The sequence below is a fragment of the Nonomuraea rosea genome (genome assembly GCF_039539705.1).
GTDB classification, from domain to species: Bacteria; Actinomycetota; Actinomycetes; order Streptosporangiales; family Streptosporangiaceae; genus Nonomuraea; species Nonomuraea rosea.
The window spans coordinates 50167-71506 of sequence record NZ_BAABDQ010000052.1 but is presented as its reverse complement, the minus strand read 5'-3'; the positions used below and the strand labels follow the sequence as shown (position 1 = coordinate 71506).

Annotated in this window: 22 protein-coding genes; 15 read left to right on the top strand and 7 right to left on the bottom strand. The window is 71.3% G+C overall.

What is annotated here, in order from left to right; translation table 11 throughout:
- Positions 1 to 11: 11 nt before the first annotated feature.
- From ABEA43_RS59715 to ABEA43_RS59690, 6 genes are all read left to right on the top strand, one after another.
- A complete protein-coding gene (locus ABEA43_RS59715; protein ID WP_345577015.1) occupies positions 12 to 1835 on the top strand; it encodes a flavin-containing monooxygenase in 1824 nt (607 codons plus the stop codon).
- A gap of 176 nt (positions 1836 to 2011) precedes the next feature.
- Positions 2012 to 3517 (top strand): SMP-30/gluconolactonase/LRE family protein, encoded by a 1506-nt coding sequence (locus ABEA43_RS59710; RefSeq protein WP_345577013.1) that lies wholly within the window; start codon positions 2012 to 2014, stop codon positions 3515 to 3517.
- Positions 3514 to 4995: an MDR family MFS transporter gene (locus ABEA43_RS59705; RefSeq protein WP_345577011.1), complete on the top strand. Its 1482-nt coding sequence runs from the start codon at positions 3514 to 3516 to the stop codon at positions 4993 to 4995. Before ABEA43_RS59710 ends, ABEA43_RS59705 begins: the two co-directional genes overlap by 4 nt.
- A gap of 191 nt (positions 4996 to 5186) precedes the next feature.
- Positions 5187 to 6092, top strand: a complete 906-nt coding sequence (locus ABEA43_RS59700) for an NADP-dependent oxidoreductase (protein WP_345577009.1) — start codon at positions 5187 to 5189, stop codon at positions 6090 to 6092.
- A gap of 72 nt (positions 6093 to 6164) precedes the next feature.
- Positions 6165 to 6641: an ester cyclase gene (locus ABEA43_RS59695; RefSeq protein WP_345577007.1), complete on the top strand. Its 477-nt coding sequence runs from the start codon at positions 6165 to 6167 to the stop codon at positions 6639 to 6641.
- A gap of 98 nt (positions 6642 to 6739) precedes the next feature.
- On the top strand, positions 6740 to 7384 hold the full coding sequence (locus ABEA43_RS59690; protein WP_345577005.1) for a TetR/AcrR family transcriptional regulator: 645 nt from the start codon (positions 6740 to 6742) through the stop codon (positions 7382 to 7384).
- Between the two features lie 34 nt (positions 7385 to 7418).
- Here the strand turns inward: ABEA43_RS59690 and ABEA43_RS59685 are convergent, their stop codons facing one another.
- The 3 genes from ABEA43_RS59685 to ABEA43_RS59675 are packed head-to-tail and all read right to left on the bottom strand — an operon-like array spanning position 7419 to position 10463.
- Complete coding sequence (locus tag ABEA43_RS59685; RefSeq protein WP_345577003.1) at positions 7419 to 9050, bottom strand: rhodanese-like domain-containing protein; 1632 nt, start codon at positions 9048 to 9050, stop codon at positions 7419 to 7421.
- A 13-nt stretch (positions 9051 to 9063) separates the two neighbouring features.
- Complete coding sequence (locus tag ABEA43_RS59680) at positions 9064 to 9570, bottom strand: cupin domain-containing protein (protein ID WP_345577001.1); 507 nt, start codon at positions 9568 to 9570, stop codon at positions 9064 to 9066.
- Entirely contained in the window at positions 9570 to 10463 is an 894-nt protein-coding gene (locus ABEA43_RS59675; RefSeq protein WP_345576999.1) for a LysR family transcriptional regulator, read from the bottom strand. The genes ABEA43_RS59680 and ABEA43_RS59675 overlap by 1 nt, the downstream gene beginning before the upstream one ends.
- Positions 10464 to 10667: 204 nt before the next feature.
- Here ABEA43_RS59675 and ABEA43_RS59670 point away from each other — a divergent pair, with 204 nt between their 5' ends.
- From ABEA43_RS59670 to ABEA43_RS59635, 8 genes are read left to right on the top strand one after another with little or no spacing between them, the layout of a single operon-like run.
- A complete protein-coding gene (locus ABEA43_RS59670; RefSeq protein ID WP_345576997.1) occupies positions 10668 to 11789 on the top strand; it encodes an LLM class flavin-dependent oxidoreductase in 1122 nt (373 codons plus the stop codon).
- Entirely contained in the window at positions 11789 to 13327 is a 1539-nt protein-coding gene (locus ABEA43_RS59665; protein WP_345576995.1) for an ABC transporter substrate-binding protein, read from the top strand. The genes ABEA43_RS59670 and ABEA43_RS59665 overlap by 1 nt, the downstream gene beginning before the upstream one ends.
- A 10-nt stretch (positions 13328 to 13337) precedes the next feature.
- Complete coding sequence (locus tag ABEA43_RS59660) at positions 13338 to 14354, top strand: ABC transporter permease (protein ID WP_345576993.1); 1017 nt, start codon at positions 13338 to 13340, stop codon at positions 14352 to 14354.
- Positions 14351 to 14716 carry a hypothetical protein gene (locus tag ABEA43_RS59655; RefSeq protein WP_345576991.1) on the top strand — a complete coding sequence of 122 codons (366 nt, stop codon included), beginning with the start codon at positions 14351 to 14353 and terminating at the stop codon, positions 14714 to 14716. Before ABEA43_RS59660 ends, ABEA43_RS59655 begins: the two co-directional genes overlap by 4 nt.
- Positions 14686 to 15219, top strand: a complete 534-nt coding sequence (locus ABEA43_RS59650) for an ABC transporter permease (protein WP_345576989.1) — start codon at positions 14686 to 14688, stop codon at positions 15217 to 15219. Before ABEA43_RS59655 ends, ABEA43_RS59650 begins: the two co-directional genes overlap by 31 nt.
- A 25-nt stretch (positions 15220 to 15244) precedes the next feature.
- Positions 15245 to 16117, top strand: a complete 873-nt coding sequence (locus tag ABEA43_RS59645) for an ABC transporter ATP-binding protein (RefSeq protein WP_345576987.1) — start codon at positions 15245 to 15247, stop codon at positions 16115 to 16117.
- Positions 16114 to 16968 (top strand): ABC transporter ATP-binding protein, encoded by an 855-nt coding sequence (locus tag ABEA43_RS59640; RefSeq protein WP_345576985.1) that lies wholly within the window; start codon positions 16114 to 16116, stop codon positions 16966 to 16968. Before ABEA43_RS59645 ends, ABEA43_RS59640 begins: the two co-directional genes overlap by 4 nt.
- 1 nt (position 16969) lies before the next feature.
- On the top strand, positions 16970 to 17743 hold the full coding sequence (locus ABEA43_RS59635) for an alpha/beta hydrolase (RefSeq protein WP_345576983.1): 774 nt from the start codon (positions 16970 to 16972) through the stop codon (positions 17741 to 17743).
- A 195-nt stretch (positions 17744 to 17938) separates the two neighbouring features.
- Here ABEA43_RS59635 and ABEA43_RS59630 read toward each other — a convergent pair whose 3' ends face one another.
- The 3 genes from ABEA43_RS59630 to ABEA43_RS59620 all read right to left on the bottom strand — a co-directional run bounded on the left by ABEA43_RS59630 (position 17939) and on the right by ABEA43_RS59620 (position 19800).
- Positions 17939 to 18067, bottom strand: a complete 129-nt coding sequence (locus ABEA43_RS59630) for a hypothetical protein (protein ID WP_345576981.1) — start codon at positions 18065 to 18067, stop codon at positions 17939 to 17941.
- 84 nt (positions 18068 to 18151) lie between these two features.
- Positions 18152 to 18904 carry an SDR family NAD(P)-dependent oxidoreductase gene (locus tag ABEA43_RS59625; protein ID WP_345576979.1) on the bottom strand — a complete coding sequence of 251 codons (753 nt, stop codon included), beginning with the start codon at positions 18902 to 18904 and terminating at the stop codon, positions 18152 to 18154.
- A 26-nt stretch (positions 18905 to 18930) separates the two neighbouring features.
- Positions 18931 to 19800: a helix-turn-helix transcriptional regulator gene (locus tag ABEA43_RS59620; RefSeq protein ID WP_345576977.1), complete on the bottom strand. Its 870-nt coding sequence runs from the start codon at positions 19798 to 19800 to the stop codon at positions 18931 to 18933.
- A gap of 16 nt (positions 19801 to 19816) precedes the next feature.
- Between ABEA43_RS59620 and ABEA43_RS59615 the strand changes: the two genes are divergently transcribed.
- Complete coding sequence (locus ABEA43_RS59615; protein WP_345576975.1) at positions 19817 to 20023, top strand: hypothetical protein; 207 nt, start codon at positions 19817 to 19819, stop codon at positions 20021 to 20023.
- A 106-nt stretch (positions 20024 to 20129) separates the two neighbouring features.
- Here ABEA43_RS59615 and ABEA43_RS59610 read toward each other — a convergent pair whose 3' ends face one another.
- Positions 20130 to 21311 carry an NAD(P)/FAD-dependent oxidoreductase gene (locus ABEA43_RS59610; protein WP_345576973.1) on the bottom strand — a complete coding sequence of 394 codons (1182 nt, stop codon included), beginning with the start codon at positions 21309 to 21311 and terminating at the stop codon, positions 20130 to 20132.
- Positions 21312 to 21340: the final 29 nt, after the last annotated feature.

The following is a 21340-nucleotide window of genomic DNA, read 5'->3' as shown; positions in this document are numbered from 1 at the left end:
GAAGGGCATTCATGCACCACTCTTCGACGCCGCCTCCCCACCTCTCAGTCGCGGAGCTGGGCTTCGACCCGGACGCGCTACGCGCCAGGTACCGCCACGAACGTGACCGCCGGCTGCGGCCCGACGGCAACGCCCAATACCAGGGCGCCCGCGGCGACTTCGGCTATTACGCCGCCGACCCATACACCGAGCGCGTCGAGCGGGAACCGGCCCGCGACCGGGTCGAGGCGCTGGTGGTGGGTGGCGGCTTCGGCGGGCTGCTCACCGGGGCCAAGCTCCGTGAGGCCGGCGTGGACGACATCCGGATGCTCGACGAAGCCGGCGACTTCGGCGGCACCTGGTACTGGAACCGCTACCCGGGCATTCACTGCGACATCGAGTCATCGATCTACCTGCCGTTGCTCGAAGAGGTCGGCTACCTGCCCACCATGCGATACGCGCCCGGCGAGGAGATCCGCCGGCATGCCGTCGCGATCGCCAAGCTCTACGACCTGTACCGCGACACAATGTTCCACACCTGCGTCACGGAGCTGCGCTGGGACGACACCGCGGCCGAATGGCAGGTACGCACCGACCGCGGCGACGACTTCCGTGCCCGCTACGTGGTGATGTCCTCCGGCACTCTGGCCCAGCCGAAGCTGCCCGGCATCCCGGGCATCGAGACGTTCCGCGGGCACACCTTCCACACCAGCCGCTGGGATTACGGCTACACCGGCGGCGACCAGAGCGGCGGCCTGCACAAGCTCGCCGGCAAGCGGGTCGCGGTCGTGGGCACCGGCGCCACCGGCATCCAGGTCATCCCGCACCTGGGACGCGACTCCCAGCACCTGTACGTCTTCCAGCGCACCCCCTCGTCGGTCGACGTGCGCGACAACCGCCCCACCGACCCGTCCTGGGCCGCCTCGCTCAAGCCCGGCTGGCAGCAGGAACGGATGGAGAACTTCCTCACCGTCGTCACCGGAGGCTCCGCCGAACAGGACCTGATCGGCGACGGCTGGACCAGTACCGCACGGCTGCAACGCCACCTGCTGGCCGGCACCGTCGACACCGCCCTGTCACCCGAGCAGCGCGAGCACCTCGACGAGATCGCCGACTTCCAGAAGATGAACCAGATCCGCGCCCGCGTCGACGAGATCGTCGCCGACCCGGCCACCGCGGAGCTGCTCAAGCCCTGGTACCGCTACATGTGCAAGCGGCCCACCTTCAGCGACTATTACCTGCAGACGTTCAACCGGCCCAACGTCACCCTGGTCGACACCGCCGACCACGGCGGCATCACCGCGATGACGGAGTCGGCGGTCGTGGTCGGCGAGCAGAAGTACGAGGTCGACTGCGTCATCTTCGCGACCGGCTTCGAGGTCGGCGTCTCCGGCATCGTCTCCGGCGCGCTGCCGGTGCACGGCCGGGACGGCGCGCCCCTGCTCGGCACCTGGCGAAAGGCCGGCCCGCGCACGCTGCACGGCTGCTACAGCCACGGCTTCCCGAACCTGTTCCACCTGGGCCCGCTGCAGAACGCCTCCGCGGTCAACTTCGTGCACATCCTGCAGGAGCAGGCCACCCACATCGGCGCCGTGGTCGCCGAGGCCCGCCGGCGTGGTGCCGACGTGGTCGAGCCGACCAGCGAGGCCGAGGACGCGTGGGTCGCCACCATCCGGGAGCTGGCACCGGACAACAGCCGGTTCCAGGCCGAATGCACCCCCGGTTACTACAACAACGAGGGCAAGCCCCGACCGGGCAGCCAGACGTACGGGCCCGGCCCGGTCGCCTTCCACGACCTGCTGCGCCGCTGGCGCACCGAGGGCGGCATGGACGAGGTTCTGGCGGGCGAGCGATGAGCGGTCGGCCAACGAGCGGGCAGCCGATGAGCGGTCGGCCAACGAGCGGGCAGCCGATGAGCGGGCGCCCCCTGAGCGGGCAGCCGACGAGCGGGCGACCCCTGAGCGGGCAGCCGCTGAACCGGCGTAAGGTCGAGCGTCTGATCCGGGCGCGCCCGCTGTGGGGATCGAACGGCATGGCCTTCGGACCCGACGGACGCCTGTACGTGGCCCAGTTCCTCGCCGGGCAGATCAGCGCCGTCGACCTGGCCACCGGCGACGTCGAGGTGGTCGTGCCACCGGACGGGCCGCTGCACTCGCCCGACGACCTCGCCTTCGACACCGACGGCGCGATGTACGTGACCGACCTGGTCCCGGGCCGGGTGTGGCGACGCGACCCGGCCGGGACCTTCACGCTCGTCACCGACGAGATCACCGCACCCAACGGCATCGCCTGCGTCGGCACGCGGGTGTTCGCCAACGAGATGATCCCGGGCGGACGCCTGCTGGAGCTGTCCACGGCCGGCGACGAGCCCACGGTGCTCACCGCGGGCCTCGCCATGGGCAACGCCATGCAACTCGGCCCGGACCGGCGGCTCTACTACCCCCACATGCTCACCGGCGAGGTGTTCCGCATCCCGCTCGACGGCGGCGAGCCGGAGCTCGTGGCCGCGGACGTCCCGGATCCGGTCGCCGTGCGCTTCGACCGCGGTGGCGCCCTGCTGGTCCTCTCCCGCGGCGCGACCGGGATCGTCACGCGCGTCGACCTGACCGGCACCGGTGATCGGTCCGCCATCGTCAGCGAGCTCAACGCCCTGGACAACGCCGCCTTCGACGCCGACAACCGGATGTTCGTCTCCAGCTACGCGCATGGCGGCGTCGCCGAGCTCGCCGCCGACGGACGTACCCGCCAGATCGTGCCCCGCGGCCTCGGCGGGCCCTTCGGGGTGAGCGTCGATCTCGGCGGCGGCATCCACGTGGCCGACCACTACCGCCTCGCCCAGCCCGCCAGCCGGCCGGACGAGGACGTCACCACCACCGAGCTGGTGAACTTCGTGCACGGCGTCGCCGCCGACGGCGACCTGCTCCACACCACCTCCCAGTACGGGCACGTACGCACCTACGATCGCCGCTCCGGCACGATGCGGACCAGGGCCGAAGGCCTGAACCGGCCGCTGGGCATCGCCGTACGCGCCGACGGCACCCTGGTGGTCGCCGAGTCCGGCGCCGGCCGCGTCGTCGCCATCGACCACGACGACCAGGTCAGCGTGCTGGCCGAGGGCCTCGGCCGCCCGGTCGGCGTGGCCGTCGACGCCGACCAGCGCTGCTACGTCAGCGACGAGCAGCTCGCCGCCGTGTACCGCGTCGAACTCGGCGCACCCGTGCTGCTCGCCGACGGGCTCGGCACCCCGCAAGGCATCACCGTCCACGACGGCACCGCGTACGTCGTCGAGACCACCCACCGCCGGCTGCTCGCCCTCGACCTCGCCACCGGCGATGTCGTGGTCGAGGCCGACTCCTTGCCGGTCGCGTCCGCGGCCGGCCTGAGCGGCCCGGAACCCGGCCTGTTCGTACCGCCCGGGCTGCCCGGAATGCCGCGGCCGTTCGCCGGCATCGCGGCCACGGCGGACGGCTCCCTGGTCATCGCCGCGAACGGCGACGGCAGCGTGCTACTGCTGCCGCCCGAGGAGACCGCTCCATGACCTCCGCCCCCGACATGACCCACCGGCGGATCCTCGAAGCGCTCAGTGGACTGCTCCTCGCCCTGTTCGTCTCGACGCTGGCCAGCACCGTGGTCACCACCGCGCTGCCGCGCATGCTCGGTGACCTGCACGGTTCCCCCACCCAGTACACCTGGGTGGTGACGGCCACCCTGCTGGCCGCCACCGTCGCCACCCCCATCTTCGGCAAGCTCGCCGACCTGTTCTCCAAGCGGGCACTGGTCCAGATCGCCATCCTGATCTTCGTCGCCGGCTCGATCGCCGCCGGCTTCTCCCAGGACGCCGGGCAGCTGATCGCCGCCCGCGCCCTGCAAGGCGTCGGCGTCGGCGCACTGCAGACCCTGGTCAACATCGCGATCGGCGCGCTGGTCTCGCCCCGGGAGCGTGGCCGCTACGCCGGCTACCTGTCCAGCGTCACCTCGATCTCCACCATCGGCGGCCCGCTGCTGGGCGGCTTCATCGTGGACACCTCGTGGCTGGGCTGGCAGTGGTGCTTCTTCGTCGGCATCCCCGTCGCGATCCTCGCGCTGATCATCCTGCAGCTGACCCTGCGGCTGCCGGTCTACCGCCGCGACAACGTGAAGATCGACTATTGGGGCGCCACGCTCATCACCGCGGGTGTCAGCCTCCTGCTGATCTGGGTCTCGTTCGTCGGCGACGCCTTCGCGTGGGCCTCGTGGCAGACCGCCGCCATGGTCGGTGGCTCGATCCTGCTGCTCGGCGTCGCACTCTGGGTCGAATCCCGGGTCGCCGAGCCGATTGTGCCGCTGCGCATCATCCGGCAACGCGCCACCGCCCTCGCCATCCTCGGCAGCCTCGCCGCCGGAACCGCCATGTACGGCGCGACCGTCTTCCTCACCCAGTACTTCCAGATCAGCCGCGGCCACACCCCCACCGAGGCCGGTCTGCTCACCATCCCGATGATGGCCGGAATCCTGGTCGCCTCGATCGTCGGCGGCCGGCTGGTCTCCCGTAGCGGAAAGCTCAAGCCGTTCCTCATCACCGGAGCCGTCAGCCTCACCGCCGGCTTCGTCATCCTCGGCCTGCTCGACCAGCGCACGCCCATGCTGCTCATCGGGTGCGCGATGGTGCTCGTCGGCGCCGGCGTCGGCCTGACCCTGCAGAACTTCGTCCTCGTCGTGCAGAACGCCGTCGCGCTGACCGACATCGGCGCCGCCAGCGCCACCGTCGTGTTCTTCCGCTCCCTCGGCGGCACCGTCGGCGTCGCCGTGCTCGGCGCGGTCCTGGCCCGCCAGGTCGGCGCCGGTACGGCCGACGGCGTGTCACGAGCCACCGCCTACGGCGACGCCACCGGGCATGTCTTCCTCATCTCCGCCGTCGTCGCCGCTGTCGGTGTCGTCGCCGCGCTGCTGCTCAAGCCGATCACCCTGCGTAGCAGCGCGGACGTGCGTCAGCCGCAGGCCGAGGCGGGCACGAAGATCGCGGAGAGCCAGAAATGATCCCGTAGCTCGATGAACAGGACCGGGTCCAGCGGCCGGTTCTGCCCTTCGGCCAAGCCGTCCTCATCGGTGAGTGCCGCCTCGCATTTACATACATGATGTATGTATGTATTATCCCTGGCGTCATCACTCCCGAAAGAGGGGCGCTCATGCGGGCGATACGGCAATCGGCATGGGGAGAGACCGCGGCCATGGCGCTGGTCGAGATGGCGGCGCCGGAGCCGGTGTTCGGCGAGGTGCTGGTCAAGGTCGCTGCGGCCGGGGTCAATCCGGTCGACGTGTACACGAGCCGGGGTCAGGCGTACAACCGGGTGCTCGACCTGCCGTTCATCAACGGCTGGGACATCGCGGGGGAGGTGGTGCGGACCGGCTACGGCACGACCCGGTTCCAGCCCGGCGACCTGGTGTTCGGCATGCCGTGGTTCCCGCGCGCGGCGGGCGGCTATGCCGAGTACGTCACCGCCCCCGCCCGCCATCTCGCCCAGATGCCGGAGGGAATGAGCTTCACCGAGGCGGCGGCGCTGCCGCTGGCGGGCCTGACGGCGTGGCAGATGCTCACCGAGGTCGCAGCCCTCGCCCCGGGACAGCGGGTCCTCGTGGCGGGCGCGGCCGGCGGCGTGGGGCACCTGGCGGTCCAGATCGCCAAGGCCCGTGGCGCCCATGTGACCGGCACCGCCAGCGCCGCCAAACACGCCTTCGTCCGCGGACTGGGCGCGGACGAAGTGATCGACTACACCACGACGGAGGTGTCCGCCGCGGCGCGCGACATGGACGTCGTCATCCAGATGTTCGGCGGCGAAGCCGGGCTCAAGGCGCTGGAATGCCTGCGTCCCGGCGGTGTCCTGGTCAGCGGGCAGGCGGCGTGGACCCCCGGGCTGTACGAGCGCGCCGGCGAGCTCGGCGTGCGCGCCGTGGCCTACCTCGTCGACCCCGACGGCGCGGGGCTGGAAGCGCTGACCGGCCTCGTCGCCAAGGGGCTGCTCAAGGTGCACGTCGAAGCGGTTTTCCCGCTGGCGGAGGCGGCCAGGGCGCACGATCTCGTCGCCGGCGGCCGGACCACCGGCAAGGTCGTGCTCGCCGTCAGCGAGCCGGTGTGAGAGCGAGCCGGCGTGAGACAGGGTCAGCGGGAAACGCGGGAAACAGAGTCGGCGTCGAACGAGGAGTCGGGAATGCCGGAGACACCACCCACACCGACTGAGGTCGTACAGGCTTACGCGCGAGCGAAGAGCCGCGCCGACGTCCGGGCGGCGATGCGGTACTGCCGGCCGGACGTCGTCTTCGAGACGATCGCCTTCCAGGCCGTCGCGACCGGCCTGGACGAGGTAGCCCGGCAGAACACCGCGTTCCTGCGCACCTTCCCCGACTACGGGGTGGAGCTGGAGTATCTGGTCGAGGCCGGTGATCTGGTCATCGGCGCCGGGACGGTGCGGGCCACCATGGTGGAGAGCCTGGTGGGGATCGAGCCCACGGGCCGGTCCTTCGCACTGCCGTTCGCCTGCCACTGGACCGTACGCGACGAGCTGATCGCCCACGAGCGGTTCTTCTTCGACTTCCATCAGATGTGCGAGCAACTCGGATTGTCCACCGAGGCCGCGGCGGCGAAGTTCGCGGCCTGGCGAGAGCGTGCGGAAAGGGCGGCGCGTTGACGTCATAGCCCTGCCCCTGCCCGACGTGAGAGCACACCGGTGACACCTGCGCCGCGGATGTTCTTCTATCCTCGGGTTCAGGCAGGAGGGACACGCGGATGACAACGAACACGAGTGCGCGACGGAGCCAGCAGGAACGCACCAGGGCGACCACGGGCGCCCTGGTCGCGGCGGCGCGTGAGCTGTTCATCAGCGACGGTTTCTCCGCAACCTCGCTGGACGCGATCTGCGCCAGGGCCGGTGTGACACGCGGCGCGTTCTACCACCACTTCAGCAACAAGGAGCAGATCTTCCGCGAGGTCTACGCCGCCGACCAGAAGGAGCTCGCCGTGGTCGTCCGGCAGGCGTTCCAGGCCAGGCGGGACCCGTGGGACGGGATGTCCGCTGGCTGCCGGGCCCTGCTGGAGGCCTCGCTGGAGCCCGCCGTCCGCCAGATCACCCTGGTCGAGGCGCCGGGCGCGCTCGACTGGGCCGCCATGCGCGACATCCAGGCCGGATGCAAGGAGCAGATGCGGCGCGGGCTGGCCATCGCGGTCGAGGCCGGGTGCATCCCCGACCGGCCGCTGGGCCCGGCCACCTCGCTGCTGTACGGGGGGATCTGCGAGAGCGCCCTGGACATCGCGCGCGCCACGGACCAGCGGGCCGCGCTGGAGGACTCGCTGGCGGAGGTCGACCTGGTGCTCGCCGGCGTCGCCGGCCGTTCCGCCCCGGGCTGCGCGCACAACGACCGAGTCACGCCCTGACCTCAAGGGTCTCCATCGAGGCGGCCGGCACGGCTCACTGGACCACCCGGAAGTGGTGGGTACCGTCCCGCTCAAGCTGCTCGACCAGACCGAACTCCCACGCGAGGTACGCCTCCATGGCCGTCCGGGCGTTGTCAGCGCCCTCGTACGGGCGCCGGTACCGGTCGGCCGGATCGACCGCGTAGCGCGCCGGGTCCGTTTCCAGCGCCGGGTCCGATTCCAGCGCCGGGTCCGTTTCCAGTGCCCGGTCCGGTTCCGGTGGTGCGGCGGCGCGCCAGGCCGCCGTGCCGCCGTCCAGGGCGAACACCGGCGCGGTGGTGAGCCGGCGCAGGTCCGCCGCGGCGAAGCGCGCCCGCACGCCGGTCGGCGACGTGACCACGAACCGGGCCGCGGGGCCGATCGCGCCGAGCGCGGCGGGCAGTTGCGCCCGGATGGCGTACCAGGCGCCGGGGATGTGCCCGGCGGCGTAGTCCCGGCTGGGCGCGACGTCGATGACGACCGTACGGGGCCGGACGGTGCTCAGCCAGGTGCGCAGGGTCGCCGCGTCGACGGTGTCGACCTGCGGCGGCTCCGGAAGGGGAGCGGGCTCCTCGCCTTGCCGGGTGAGATCCCCGGGGGCGGCGGGACTGATCGCCCAGGTCTCCCAGCCCATCTGGGCGAGCCACGATCCGGTCATCGCGGCGCGGACCCCGTCGTCGTCGACGAGGACGATGCGGGCGCCGCGCACCGGCGCGTAGTGGTCGGTCTCCTGGACGAGTTGCCCGCCGGGGGCATGGCGGGAGCCGTCGAGGTGCCCGCCGGCGAACTCGGCCGCCGAGCGGACGTCGAAGACGTAGGTGGTGCGGTCAGGGCGGTGCAGGCCGGGGAGGTCGGTCGCACGGATGAAGGTGACGCCGGCGCGCCGGGCTATGGTGCGGGCCCCGGCGCGGGCGAGGGAACGGTGTGACTCCGCCACGGTGCGCGGCGCCGTTCTGGTCGCTCCGTGGTCCAGTCGCTGCCCGGCGAGGGTCCAGCCGATGGTGCCGTTGCGTAGCGCCGCCACGGGGTTGGGCAGGCCGGCGTTGATCAGGGACTGGGTGCCGATGATGCTGCGGGTGCGTCCGGCGCAGTTCACGACGACGGGGGTGGCGGGGTCGGGGGCGAGCTCGCGTATGCGCAGCACCAGCTCCGCGCCGGGCACGCTGGTGGCGGTGGGGATGCTCATGGTGCTGAACTCGTCGAAGCGGCGCGCGTCGACGATGACGGGGGGCCTGCCGGAGTCGATGAGCGCCTGTACGTGCCGCGCGGTCAGGGAAGGCGTGCGGTTGATCGACTCGACCAGCTCGCCGAACGCCTTGCTGGGCACGTTGACGTCCTGGAAGACCTCGCCGCCGGAGGCGATCCAGCCGTCGAGCCCGCCCAGCAGCGCGTGCACCCGGGAGTAGCCGAGCTGCCGCAGCACGCTGATCGCCTGATGCGCGGGTGCGTTCGCGTCGCCGTAGACGACGATGGGGGTGTCCCGGCGGGGGATGCGCCGCCAGGCGTCCGGCTCCAGCCGGGAGAGGGGGAAGTTGGCGGCCCACAGCGGGTGTCCCTGCGCGTACACGGCCTCTTCGCGGACGTCGGCGATGACGACCTCGTCGCGGCTCAGCAGCAGCGCGCGCACCTGCGCGGCGGGGATGTCCATGGCGTCGGTCAGCTCAGCGGATCTTGACTTCGGACCAGTCGAGCCCGTCGAGGTTCTCGACGATCGCTTCCTGGGTCGTGCGGGCGATGACGACGACGGCTTCGGTCTCCGGGTCGGGGTTCTCCTCGCGGTGCGGGACGAACGGCGGCACGAAGATGTAGTCGCCGGGACCGGTCTGGATCCGGTGTTCGACTGGTTCGTCGCCCTCCACGTCCAGGAAGACGAAGGCGGGGTGCCCGGACACGACGTAGATCGCGGTCTCGGATGCCCCGTGGTGGTGGTTGCCCGACGTCATCGACGCGGCGACATGCGTCTGGCCCATCCAGAGGCTCTCGGCGCCGACCGTCTTGCCGCTGATGGCCTCGAGCCGCTTCATCCCCGAGGTCTGAGAGGTCTGGCCGATCAGGCCGCTTGGGGCGACATGGTGCAAAGTCCGGTGGAACGGGTCGATGCCGGCGGGCACAAGGACGCCGCTGGGCGTACGAGCGAGGCCGGTCGGGTCGGACGGCTGGACAGGCATCAGGCTCCTTTGGCGAGGACGAAGGGTGGCACCCCGGTCAGGACCGGGGTCGTCAGCAGGCGGCGGAGCGCGTCCGACACGCGCTCGGAGACGGCCGGCGCGACACCCTGGCGGGTCCACAGCGCCAGCGGCAGAGGCTCCGGCCTCGGCAGATCGTCGCAGGCCACGAGGCCCTCCGGGGTCTGCCCGAGGGTCGCCAGCAGCGCCACGCCCGCACCGGCGCTGACGGCGGCCTGCACGCCGGCCAGCTGGTTGGCCTCAGCGGCGATGGCGACCGGGATCGAGTGGTGCGACAGGGTCGCGAGGGCACGATCGCGAAGTGCGCAGGGATTGTCGAAGGCGACGACCGGAAGCGGCTCGCCCGCCCTCGGGGGCGTCCATCCGGGAGCGGAGTACCAGGCGAGGCCCAGGTCGCCGACCGGCGTGGCGCGCGGGTCGTCGGCAGGGCCGATGAGCAGGGCCAGGTCGATGCGTCCTGTCGCGAAGCTCTCGCGAAGTTTGGTCCCGCGATCGAGCCGGAACTTGACGCCGTAGCGGGGTGCCGACCGGTCGAGGGTGGTCGCCAGGTGCGGGAGCAACTGGGCCGCCGCATGCTCGGTCGAGCCGATGACGATCGTCCCCCGGGCCTCGCCGCCGAAGCTCTGCAGCACCTCGTCGTGGAGCGCCAGGATGCCGCGCGCCTGGCTCAGCAGCTTCTCGCCGTCCGCGGTGAACCGGGAGCCGCGGCCGCGCCGCTCCACCAGCGGGCGGCCGATCGCGGACTCCAGCCGGCGGACATGCTGACTCACCGCCCCCTGGCTGAGGTGCAGGGCATCGGCGGCGCGCTGGAAGCCACCGGCGTCGGCGACAGCGACGAAGCTGCGCAACGGGGCGATGTCCAGCGTACGGTTCATGCCCCGAGTATACCTATTATACCTACCTGATGTAAGGGGATTTATCACGTGAGGTGATCGACCGTGATTAGAAAGCGTCGTTGGACAGTCCGCCGGCCAAGACCGCAGCCTGATGGATGTGAACCAGCCGGCCACCGCGATCCAGACACGATAGCGCCCACCGTTCCGAACGGCCTCAGTCCACACCTTTGAAAGGTTCGCACATTGTCGATCCAGATCCTGGGGATGGTTTCGACCACCCACGGCTCGGAAAGCGCCGGTTGGCGGGGGACGGTCGTCGACCCCGGCTACCTTGCCGACTTCGCCCGAGCTCACGAGGAGGCCGGTTTCGACCGCGCGCTCGTCGCTCACAGCGCCAGTTCGCCCGAGGGCTTCGCCGCGGCCGCCCACGTGCTCTACAACACCGAACGCCTGGGCGTTCTCATCGCCCAGCGGCCCGGATTCATCCAGCCCACCTTGACCGCGCGGAAGCTGGCGACACTGGACAACCTGACCGGCGCCGGCCGCGTCGCGATCCACCACATCACCGGCGGCAGCGACACCGACCAGCGGCGCGACGGAGATTTCGCGGCCAAGGAGGCTCGCTACCGGCGCACCGCGGAGTTCATCGAGGTGCTGCGGCGCACCCTCACCTCGGACGAACCCTTCGACCACAAGGGGGAGTTCTATCGCTTCGAGGGTGCGTTCAGCTCGGTCAAGCCGCATGGGCAGGTGCCGATCTTCTTCGGCGGGCAGTCCGACGACGCGATCCGGGTGGGCGGCCGCTGGGCCGATGTCTACGCCCTGTGGGGTGAGCCCTTGGCGCAGACGCGCGAACGCATCGAACTGATCCGCGACGAGGCCGCGCGGCACGGCCGCCAGATCGGCTTCTCTCTGTCCGTACGCCCGATCGTGGCCGAAACGGAGGACGCGGCCTGGGAGAAGGCCGAGGGAATCCGCCGCGCCTTCGAGGCCAACCTCGCACAAGGCGGTGGTGGGACGTGGCGGATCGGGCGCGGCGAGAACACGGCGGTCGGTGCGAGGCGGCTGAAGGAGGAGGCGGACGAGAAGCTCGTGCACGACGAGCGGCTCTGGTTCGGCGTCACTCAGCTGAGCGACGGCGGCGGCAACTCGACCGCTCTGGTCGGCACGCCCCAGCAGGTCGCCGACGCCCTGCTGAAGTACCACGACCTCGGCATCCGCAGCTTCCTGATCCGCGGATTCGACCCGCTGCAGGACGTGCGTGACTGGGGCAAGGAGCTCGTCCCGCTGCTGCGGTCCGGCGCGGCCGCCCGAGAAGAAGCCCGCACCGCCGTGGGGGCAGGACAGGGCCAGGACAAGACGTGATGAGAGTGAGCAAGGCCGCCGGCATCGCCGCCGTCGCGGCGCTCGTGGTCACCGGCTGCGCCTCCCGGGCCTCGGTCAGCGGCGCGTCCTCGTCCGACGGCACCGCGGTGTCCGCCGCCGGCCAGCGCGGCGACACCCTGACCTGGGGATGGTCGCTGCCGTCGACCTGGGATCCGGTGACCTCCGCGGTCGGCAACGACGTCCACGCGCTGACTCTCGCCTACGAGGGAGTCACCGAGGTGAATGCGAAGGGCGAGGCCCAGCCCGGCCTCGCGCGGTCGTGGACGTACGCCAAGAACGGCCGCTCGGTCACCTTCCACCTCCGGCCGGGCCTGACCTTCTCCGACGGCACGAAGCTCGACGCGGCCGCCGTCAAGGCGAGCCTGGAACGTGGCAAGACCGCGAAGGACTCGACGATCGCGCCGCAGCTGGCCACCGTCGAGAGCATCACCGCCGACAGCGCCACCGACGTGACGCTGCATCTCACCCAGGTGGACCATCAGATCCCGTTGCTGCTGTCCGGCAAGACCGGGCAGATCGTCAGCCCGGCGGCGTCGAAGGACGCCGCGAAGCTGGCCACCCAGCCGGTCGGCGCCGGACCCTTCATCGTGCGGAGTTACGTGCCCGGGTCGCAGGCGACGCTGGTGAAGAACCCCGCGTTCTGGAACGCGGACAAGATCCTCGTCACGAACCTCATCCTCAAGCCGACGCCCGACCCGGCCGTCGCGGTCGCGGGCCTCCAGTCGGGTCAGTTCGACGTCGCCGACCTCACCGCGTCACAGGTCGGCGGGGTCAAGGCCGCCGGATTCCCGGTCGAGACGGCCAATGTGCTGCCGGTCCGCGTCCTCGACGTGAACAACACCGTGAAGCCGTTCGACAACCCCAAGGTCGTCCAGGCGATCAGTACGGCGATCGACCGGCAGGCACTGGTCGAAACGGCCAACTTCGGGTACGGCCAGCCGGTCTGGCAGCCGTTCCCCAAGGGCTACGTCGCCTACGACCCGGAGCTCGACAACCTCTACCCGCACGATGCGGCCAAGGCGAAGCAGCTGCTGGCCGAAGCGGGCTACCCGGACGGCGTCGACATCCAGCTCGCGCTGGGCAAGGCGGACGACCCTGTCGGCGAGCTGATCCAGCAGCAGCTGAACGCCGCCGGCATCCGCACGACGCTCACCGTTCAGACGCCGGGCGTCAACAACTACATCACGCGCAGATACCCGTTCGTGCTCGACCAGTTCAACGCCCGCCAGTCGCCGGTGCAGGCGCTGCAGGTGCTGTTCGGAGCGCAGGGCCTGATGAACCTCGGCAAGACCACCCCCGCGGCGCTGCCCGCCGCGGTCGTGAAGGCGAGCGGCTACCCCCTGACCGATCCCGCCTACCCGGCGGCGATCCAGGACGCCACCAAGATCGCGGTGACGAACATGCCGAACGTGTTCCTGTTCACGGTGACGCGCTTCACGGCGCACAGCCCGAAGGTGCACGGCCTGCAGAACTGGGTGGACATCCAGCGCTTCGAGGGCGTCTGGGTAGAGAAGTGACGGAGCCGTCATGACCCCGCTGAACGTGCGTGACGGAGCCGGCCGGGTGGCAGGCATCTCGTCCGGACCCGTGCTGTCAGCCGTCACCGCCCTCGGCCGCGCCCTGCTGATCGCGGTCCCTGTGCTGCTCGTCTCCACCTTCATCACCTTCATGCTCGGCGGACTGACGGAACAGGACCCCGCCTCGGTCGTGCTCGGCGACTCCGCCACCGCGGCCGACGTGACGAGAATGCGCGAGGTGTTCGGCCTCGACAAGCCGCTGCTGCTGCGCTACGTGCTGTGGCTGTGGGACGCCCTGCACGGTGACCTCGGCTCGTCCTGGTTCACGAAGATCCCCGTGGCGCAGAGCATCGCCGAGCGGTTGCCGGTGAGCTTGTCCGTGGCCGTCGGGGCACTGCTCATCGCCGTCGTGCTCGGCGGCGTCTTCGGCATCCTGGCCGCCGTCCGGCAGGGCGGCTGGCTGGACCGCACCGTCACGGTCGTCACCTCCGTGCTGGCCACCGTCCCCGGATTCGTCGCCGCGATCGCCCTCATCACGGTGTTCTCGCTGCTCGTGCCGGTGCTGCCCTCGGGCGGCTGGGCGCCCCCGTCCGACGGGCTGCTGACGTGGGCGAGCTTCCTCCTGCTGCCGAGCGTGTCGCTGAGCCTGGACGCCGCGGCGGACGTCGCCCGCCAGCTGCGGACCGGGATGGCCGACACTCTTCACGAGAACTACATCGTCGGGGCGCAGGTGCGGGGCCTGCCGGGATGGCGCATCGTCCTCGTCCACGCGCTCCGCAACGGCGCCGGCCCCGCGGTCGCCGTGCTCGGCATGCACGTGCCGCGGCTCATCGGCGGAGCCGTCATCGTCGAGACCGTGTTCGCGCTGCCGGGCATCGGCGAGCTCACCAAGACCGCGGCGCTCGGGGGTGACGTGCCCGTCGTGCAAGGGGCCCTGCTCGTGACGATCGGCGTCGTGCTGATCTCGTCCGCGCTCGTCAACGTCCTGCTGGTCAAGCTGCGCCCCGCCGCCCGGAGGGAGATATGAGGACCATCACCGACGCCCTGCGTACCCGCGCGGGCGCCATCGCGGCGATCGTGCTGGCGGCCGTGCTCCTCCTCGCGGTGTTCGGGCCGTTCCTCGCGCCGTACGACCCGCTGAAGAACAGCGCCGAGATCCTCCAGCCGCCGAGCGCGGCGCACTGGTTCGGCACCGACTATCTCGGCCGCGACGTCCTGAGCCGCGTCCTGGGCGGCGCGCCGCGGTCGGTGTTCACCGCCTTCGAGGCCGTCGGCATCGCTCTCGTCATCGGCGTCGTGCCGGGCATCACCTCCGTGTACCTCGGGCGCGCGTCTACGAATGGATCACGCTGCGGGTCATGGATGGGCTCATCGCGCTGCCCTTCCTGATCTTCGCCATCGCGGTGGCCGCGCTGCTCGGCAACGCCGTCCACCAGGCGATGATCGCCGTCGGCATCCTGCTCGCGCCGTCGTTCTACCGCATCACCCGGGCCGCCGCCCTCGGCCACGCGAACGCGCAGTACGTGACCGCCGCGCAGCTGTTCGGGGCCTCGACGTGGCGGGTGCTGCGTACGCACGTGTGGTCGAAGATCCTTCCGACGCTCATCGTGACCACCGCGAACGCCACCGCCGGCGGCCTCCTGATCGTCTCGTCGCTGACCTTCCTCGGCATCGGCGTCGTGCCGCCCGAGCCCACCTGGGGCGGCATCGTCGCGAGTGACCTCGGCTACCTGACGCAGCGGCCGTACGGCCCCGTGTTCCCCTCCCTGTTCATCATGGCGACCGTCGGCGCACTCAACGTGCTCGCCGACGCGATCAGGGACACCAGCGGCGACCACGGGCGCGCGCGGAAGCTGACGAGAAGAGGAGCGCGCCGTGTCCGCCTCACCTGACGCCGTGTCTGTCTCACCTGACCGTGTGTCCGTCTCACCTGAGCGCGCGACGGCGGTTCGTGCGGCTGCCGCGGGCGAGCTCGGCGGTGAGCCGCTGCTGTCGGTGCGCGGGCTGCGCATAAGCGTCGCCGACGGCTCCGAGGTCGTGCACGGAGTGGATTTCGGCATCCCCCGCGGCTCAGCCGTCGGGCTGGTCGGCGAGTCCGGCAGCGGCAAGACCCTGACCTGCCGCGCCGTCCTCGGGCTGCTGCCCGCCGGCGTCGAGGTCACCGGGGGCGAGATCAGCCTGCGAGGCACCGAGCTGACCACGTTGCCGGCCGCCGGGAGAGCGCGCCTGCGCGGCACCGATCTCGCGGCCGTGTTCCAGGATCCCGCCTCCTACCTCAACCCGTCGATCACCGTCGGGGCGCAGCTCGCCGAGGTGCTCCGCGTCAAGGTCGGGCTGGCCCGCCGGGCGGCGCGGCACCGGGCCGTCGAGCTGCTGCACGCCATGGGGCTGCGCCGCCCTGAGCACGTCTACGCGCAGTATCCCTTCGAGCTGTCGGGCGGGATGCTGCAGCGGGTGCTGATCGCGATGTCGATCACCGCTGAGCCCGAGCTGCTGATCGCCGACGAGGCGACCACGGCTCTCGACGTGACCGTGCAGGCCGAGGTGCTCGAACTTCTGACCGAGCTGCGCCGCGACAGAGGGCTCACCCTCATCGTCGTCTCCCACGACCTGGCCGTGATCTCGCAGATGTGCGACACGGTCCACGTGTTCCGCGACGGCGGCATCGTCGAGGCGGGGCCCACCCGGCAGGTGCTGCGCGCGCCGCGTCATCCGTACACGCGTGAGCTGATCGACAACCACGAGCGCTTCGGGATCGACCGGGTGCGTGAACAGAGGAGCCGGCGATGACCGCGTTGCTCGACGTCTCCGGCCTGCACGTCGCACTCGGCCGCAAGCGCACCGGGATCCTGCACGGCGTCGATCTCACCGTGGCACCGGGTGAGATCGTCGGGCTGATCGGCGAGACCGGCTCGGGGAAGACCACGCTCGCCCGGGCCGTGCTCGGCCTGGTGCAGGCGCGGAGCGGCACCGTCGCGATCGACGGGCGTGAGACCGGCGGGCTGCGCGGCGGTGCGTTGCGGGCGTTCCGCCGCAGCGGCGCCGTGCAGTACGTCTTCCAGGACCCGCTGCGCAGCCTCGACCCCGAACGCACCGTGTTCGACACGCTGATCGAGGGTCTCGTCGTGCGCGGCGGGTACGGTCGCGCCGAGCTGCAGGACGCCGCGCGGAACGTCGCGCAGCTCGTCTCCCTGCCGCTCGACCTGCTGCCCAAGCACCCCGGCGAGCTCTCCGGCGGCCAGCGGCAGCGTGTCGCGATCGCCCGTGCGATCGCGGTCGAACCGCGGCTGCTGATCTGCGACGAGCCGGTCAGCGCCCTCGACGCCTCGACGCGCATCACGATCCTCGAGCTCTTGTTGCGCCTGTGCGACACGCGCGACATCGGCGTCCTGCTGATCACGCACGATCTCGGCTCGCTCGGCGGCGTGGCGGACCGGATCGTCGTGCTCTATCAGGGGCAGGTGGTGGAGACGGGCACCACGGAGGAGATCCTGCTGGCCCCGCGGCACCCGTACACCCGCCTGCTCGTGACGTCCGTGCCGTCGATCAGGGACGAGCGGCCGCCGGACCCCGAGCTACGGCGGGCCCTGCGCGACGAAGTGCGCGCCCAGTCCAGTTCCCCTCAGATCACCGGAGTGTGACATGACGCAGAGCACCGACCACCACGTCCCCGACGGGCTGCGGACCAGAGGCACGGTCGTCGTCGTGCCGGGCCGCGGCGAGACCCGCGCGACCTACGCGCGCTTCGGCTCGCGCCTCGCCCATGACGCGTACCGGGTGCGGGTCGTGGACCTGCCGGCCGCCGGCCCGGCGGCCGTCGCGCCCTTCCTGGACGCCCTCGCCCGGCGGTTGTCGGCGGCCGTCGAAGGCATCGCGGCCGAGACTCCGGACGGCCTGCCGCGTCCGCCGGTGCTGGTGGGCGCCGACCTGGGCGCCGCCGGGCTCGCCGCCCTGGTCGCCACGGGCTCCTCGGCGGCGGCCTGGTGGCCGCAGGCGGCGGTGCTCGCGGGCCTGCCCGGCAACGGCTCGCGGACCGGCGACGGGTGGGAGGACGAGCTGGACATCCGGACCCACTGTCCCACCCACCGCGGCGTCCTGACCGGCGACGCGGCCGTGGAGCGCGGCGCACTGGCCGGCGCCGTGCCCCAGGACCTGCTGGACGCGGCGTACGAGAATGCCGCCGGGATCCCGCACCTGCTGCTGGTCGGGGACGCCGACCCGCTGGCGGACCGTGACGTGATCGCGCGGGCGGCCAAGACGCTGCCGAAGGCGCGGCTCACCGTCGTGCGCGGCGCCCACCACGATGTGCTCAACGACCTGCAGCACCGCTCGGTCGCCGCCGAGATCGTCACGTTCCTGGAAGCGCTGCGCAACGAGCTGGTGCCGGCCGTCACCGTGGAGATCAGCGCCTGGTGAGCCGCGCCACCCCGGCCGGCGCACCACGGCCACGACCCCGCGACGTGGTCGGGCAACACGTCCACCACCCGATCGTCCAGCGAGAGCAGCCCGTCGGCGATCGCGAGCCCCACGGCGACCGAGGCGAACGACTTGGTCCGAAGCGGCCGGTGCCGAGCGCGGCAGCAGGGTGCGCTGTGCCGGCATTCGAACACCCTAACGAATCCGCCCGATCGAGTTACGAGACAGGGCCTCCGGGTCTCCGCCGGTGCTTTCCGGCGGGGCGGCGCTGAGCCACAGGCTGGTGAAGCCGTGGGCCAGCGACCAGGCGGCGATCGTGGTCATCCGGTCGTGTTCAGGGCTCGGCGACAGTGCGAGGCCTTCTTCCCTGCCACATCAGACATGCTGGAGGTTCGCAGGCCACGGCTGTCACAGGCGCAGCCCGAGGGGTGCCGCTGCCACGAGGCCGCCGTCGATGACGAGGTCCTGACCGGTGATGTACGACGCGTCGTCCGAGGCCAGGAAGGCGACGGCGGCGGCGACATCGTCCGGGTGGCCGAGCGAGCCGAGCGGCACCTCCGCCGTGATGCGGGACTCCGCGCCGGGGTCGATGGCGGACCGGTACATCTCGGTCTCGATGTAGCCGGGGCTGACGGAGTTGACGCGGATGCCACGCTGCGCGAGGTCGGTGCCGAGCGTGCGGGCGAGATTGTGCACGGCAGCCTTGCTGGCGGCGTAGATCGAGGCCGCAGGGAGGCCGCGGTGCAGGGTCCAGGAGGCGTTGATGACGACGGCGCCTCCGTCGCCGATCAGCGGCAGCGCCTTCTGGATCGTGAAGAACACTCCCTTGAAGTTGATTCCGACGGTGTGGTCGAAGTCCTTCGGGGTGAACTCTGGTCTGAAGTCGGCAATTCCGGCATTGGCGAAGACCGCGTCGAGGGTGCCACGCCAGGTCTCGACGCGTCGCACGAGGAGGTCGAGGTCGGCGTCGACGCTGACGTCGGCGCGGACGGGCAGGACCCGCTCGGAGTCCAGGCGTTCTGCCGCAGTGTCGAGGCGGGCCTGGTCGCGGCCGGTGATGACGACGTACGCGCCCTCGTCGAGGAGTCTGCGCGCGGTCGCGAACCCGATGCCGCTGGTGCCGCCGGTGATCAAAACCGTCTTGTTCGTGAATCGCTCCATGCCGGCGATCCTCGTGCGGTGCGAGCTTACGCGGCAGTGTCGGCTGAACCTGGGTCTGACACCACCACCAAGCGCTCCAGCAGCTCCGCCGTTCCCGTCCCGGGTGCGGGGGTGTGCAGCGACAGGCGGTGGCCGGGCAGCTCGGGCAGCGGCAGGGTGGTGGCCTCGAAGGTCAGCGTCCCCAGGCCGGGAATCGTCAGGGCCTTGGTGCCGTGGGTGGGGCCGCCTACGGGGAGTTCCGCCCAGATCTCGGCGAAGGCGGGGCTCGCGGCGCACATGTCGGCGGCCAGGCGGCCGAATTCGGGATCGTCCGGGTAGCGGGCGGCGTCTGCCCGGAACAGGCCGACCATCGCCCGTGCCGCGTCGTGCCAGTCCACGACCGCCGCACGGTAGCGGGCGTTGGTGAAGAAGCTGACCAGGCAGTTGTGGTCGTACTCGGTGCACTGGAACACGATCTCCGCCGCACGGTTGACCGCGAGGACGTTCCAGTGCCGGTCGATGACGTACGCGGGCCGCGGCAGCCAGCCCGCCAGCAGTCGCCGCACGGCATCGGGGACCCGGCCTTCGGACGGCGCCGCCTGCGGTGGGTTGAGGCCGGCGAGGAGGTGAAGGTGCTCGCGCTCGGCGGGCTCCAGGCGCAGCACCCTGGCGACGGCGTCCAGGACGTCGGCGGAGACGTTGATGTCGCGTCCCTGCTCGAGCCAGGTGTACCAGGACACTCCCACGCCGGCGAGCACCGCCACCTCCTCCCGCCGCAGCCCGGGCGTACGGCGGCCCTCACCTGCCGGCATGCCCACGTCAGCGGGCGTCACCCGGGCTCGCCGCGACCGGAGGAACGCGCGCATCTCGGAACTGCGCCGCTGCCGCGCATCTGTGGAGAGCTGCGAAATGCCCATTACGTCATGCTATGTCGTGATTAACAAGCGTCGTTTGTACGGTCACCCCGCGCGTGTCGCCGACCGGCAACCCGGCCGCGGCAGCGGGAAAGACAGCGACGCCGACAACTACCAGTATTACGCCGGCCCGGTGTACGTCTCGGCGCCCGGCCAGTGTATCGACGTAGAGGGAATCTCCCCGGCATGGACGAGCGTCAAGCTCAACAACGTGCACTGCGGCTGAGCCTCTTATGACCGGAGGGCGCCCTGCGCAGGCCATGTGAGCGATCCCGCCGGCACGAGGGACGTCAGGGCAAGGAAGGCGGATAAGGGGACGGCGGCGCCGTTCGTCACGACCGGGCGAGGGGCCGCGTCTCCGCCGCGGCGGTGACCGCGAGGTGGCGGCGGCGGCTCGGCATCAGCATGGTCGGATGGGAGACGCTCCAGGCCGCGCTGGCGCAGATCAGCTCCTTGATGCGGGCGGCGGTCCGGCCCGTGTAGACGGTGGACGTGACCTGATCGCCGGGGGTCACGCGCTGGATGATTCCATCGCGGCGTCCGAGGCTGATGCACTGCAAGGAGTAGCCGATCGTGGTCTCGGGAACCTTGCGACCGGTCAGGCGCGCGGCGATGACGTCGGCGGCCAGCCAGGCCATCGGGTTCGCCGAGGCGCAGGACATCCGCAGCGGCTTGCCATCCGCTCCTTCGGCGAGCGCGGCGTCGCCGACGGCGTACACATCGGGGTGCGAGACCGATCGCATGCCGGCGTCGACGACGATCCGGCCACCGTCGGACACCTCAAGGGCGGAGGCCGCCGCGATCGGGTGCACGGTGAAACCCGCCGTCCACACGGTCACCTGGGCCCGGATCCTGCTGCCCGCATCGGTGACCACGCCGTCCGCTTCGACGGCCGTGATGTCGGTATGGTCGTGGACCGTGATGCCGAGCCGGTCCAAGGCGCCGCGCAGGTGGCGCTGAGCCTTGTCGCTGAGCCAGCCGCCGACGCGGTCGCGGGCGGCGATCGCGACCTCAAGATCCGGGTGGGCCTCGGCGATCTCGGTGGCCGCCTCGATGCTGGTCAGGCCGCCGCCCACGATCAGCACGGTCTCACCGGGCTTCGCCTCGCCCAGGCGCGCCCGCAGCCGGAGCGCGGCCTGCTTGCCGGCCACGTTGCAGGCGTGCTCTGCGACACCGGGGACGCCGTGATCGGCGATGGCGCTGCCCAAGGCGTACACGAGGGTGTCGTAGGCGAGGGTCTCACCGCCGAGGTCGACGGTCTTGCCCTCCACGTCGACGGCGGTGACTCGCGCGGTCCGGACCTGTACGCCGGTGCCCGCGTAGAGGTCGCTCAGTGGGCGGAGCCGCAGATCTTGCCCGCTCGCGAGCTGGTGCATGCGCACCCGCTCGACGAACTCCGGGTCGCCGTTGACCAAGGTGATCTCGATGTCGTCGCGGTGCAGCCGCTTGGCGAGGCGACCGGCGGTGTTGGCTCCGGCGTACCCGGCTCCCAGGACGACGATGCGGTGCTTCATGGACTCGCTCCTATCTGGTTGCTTCCACC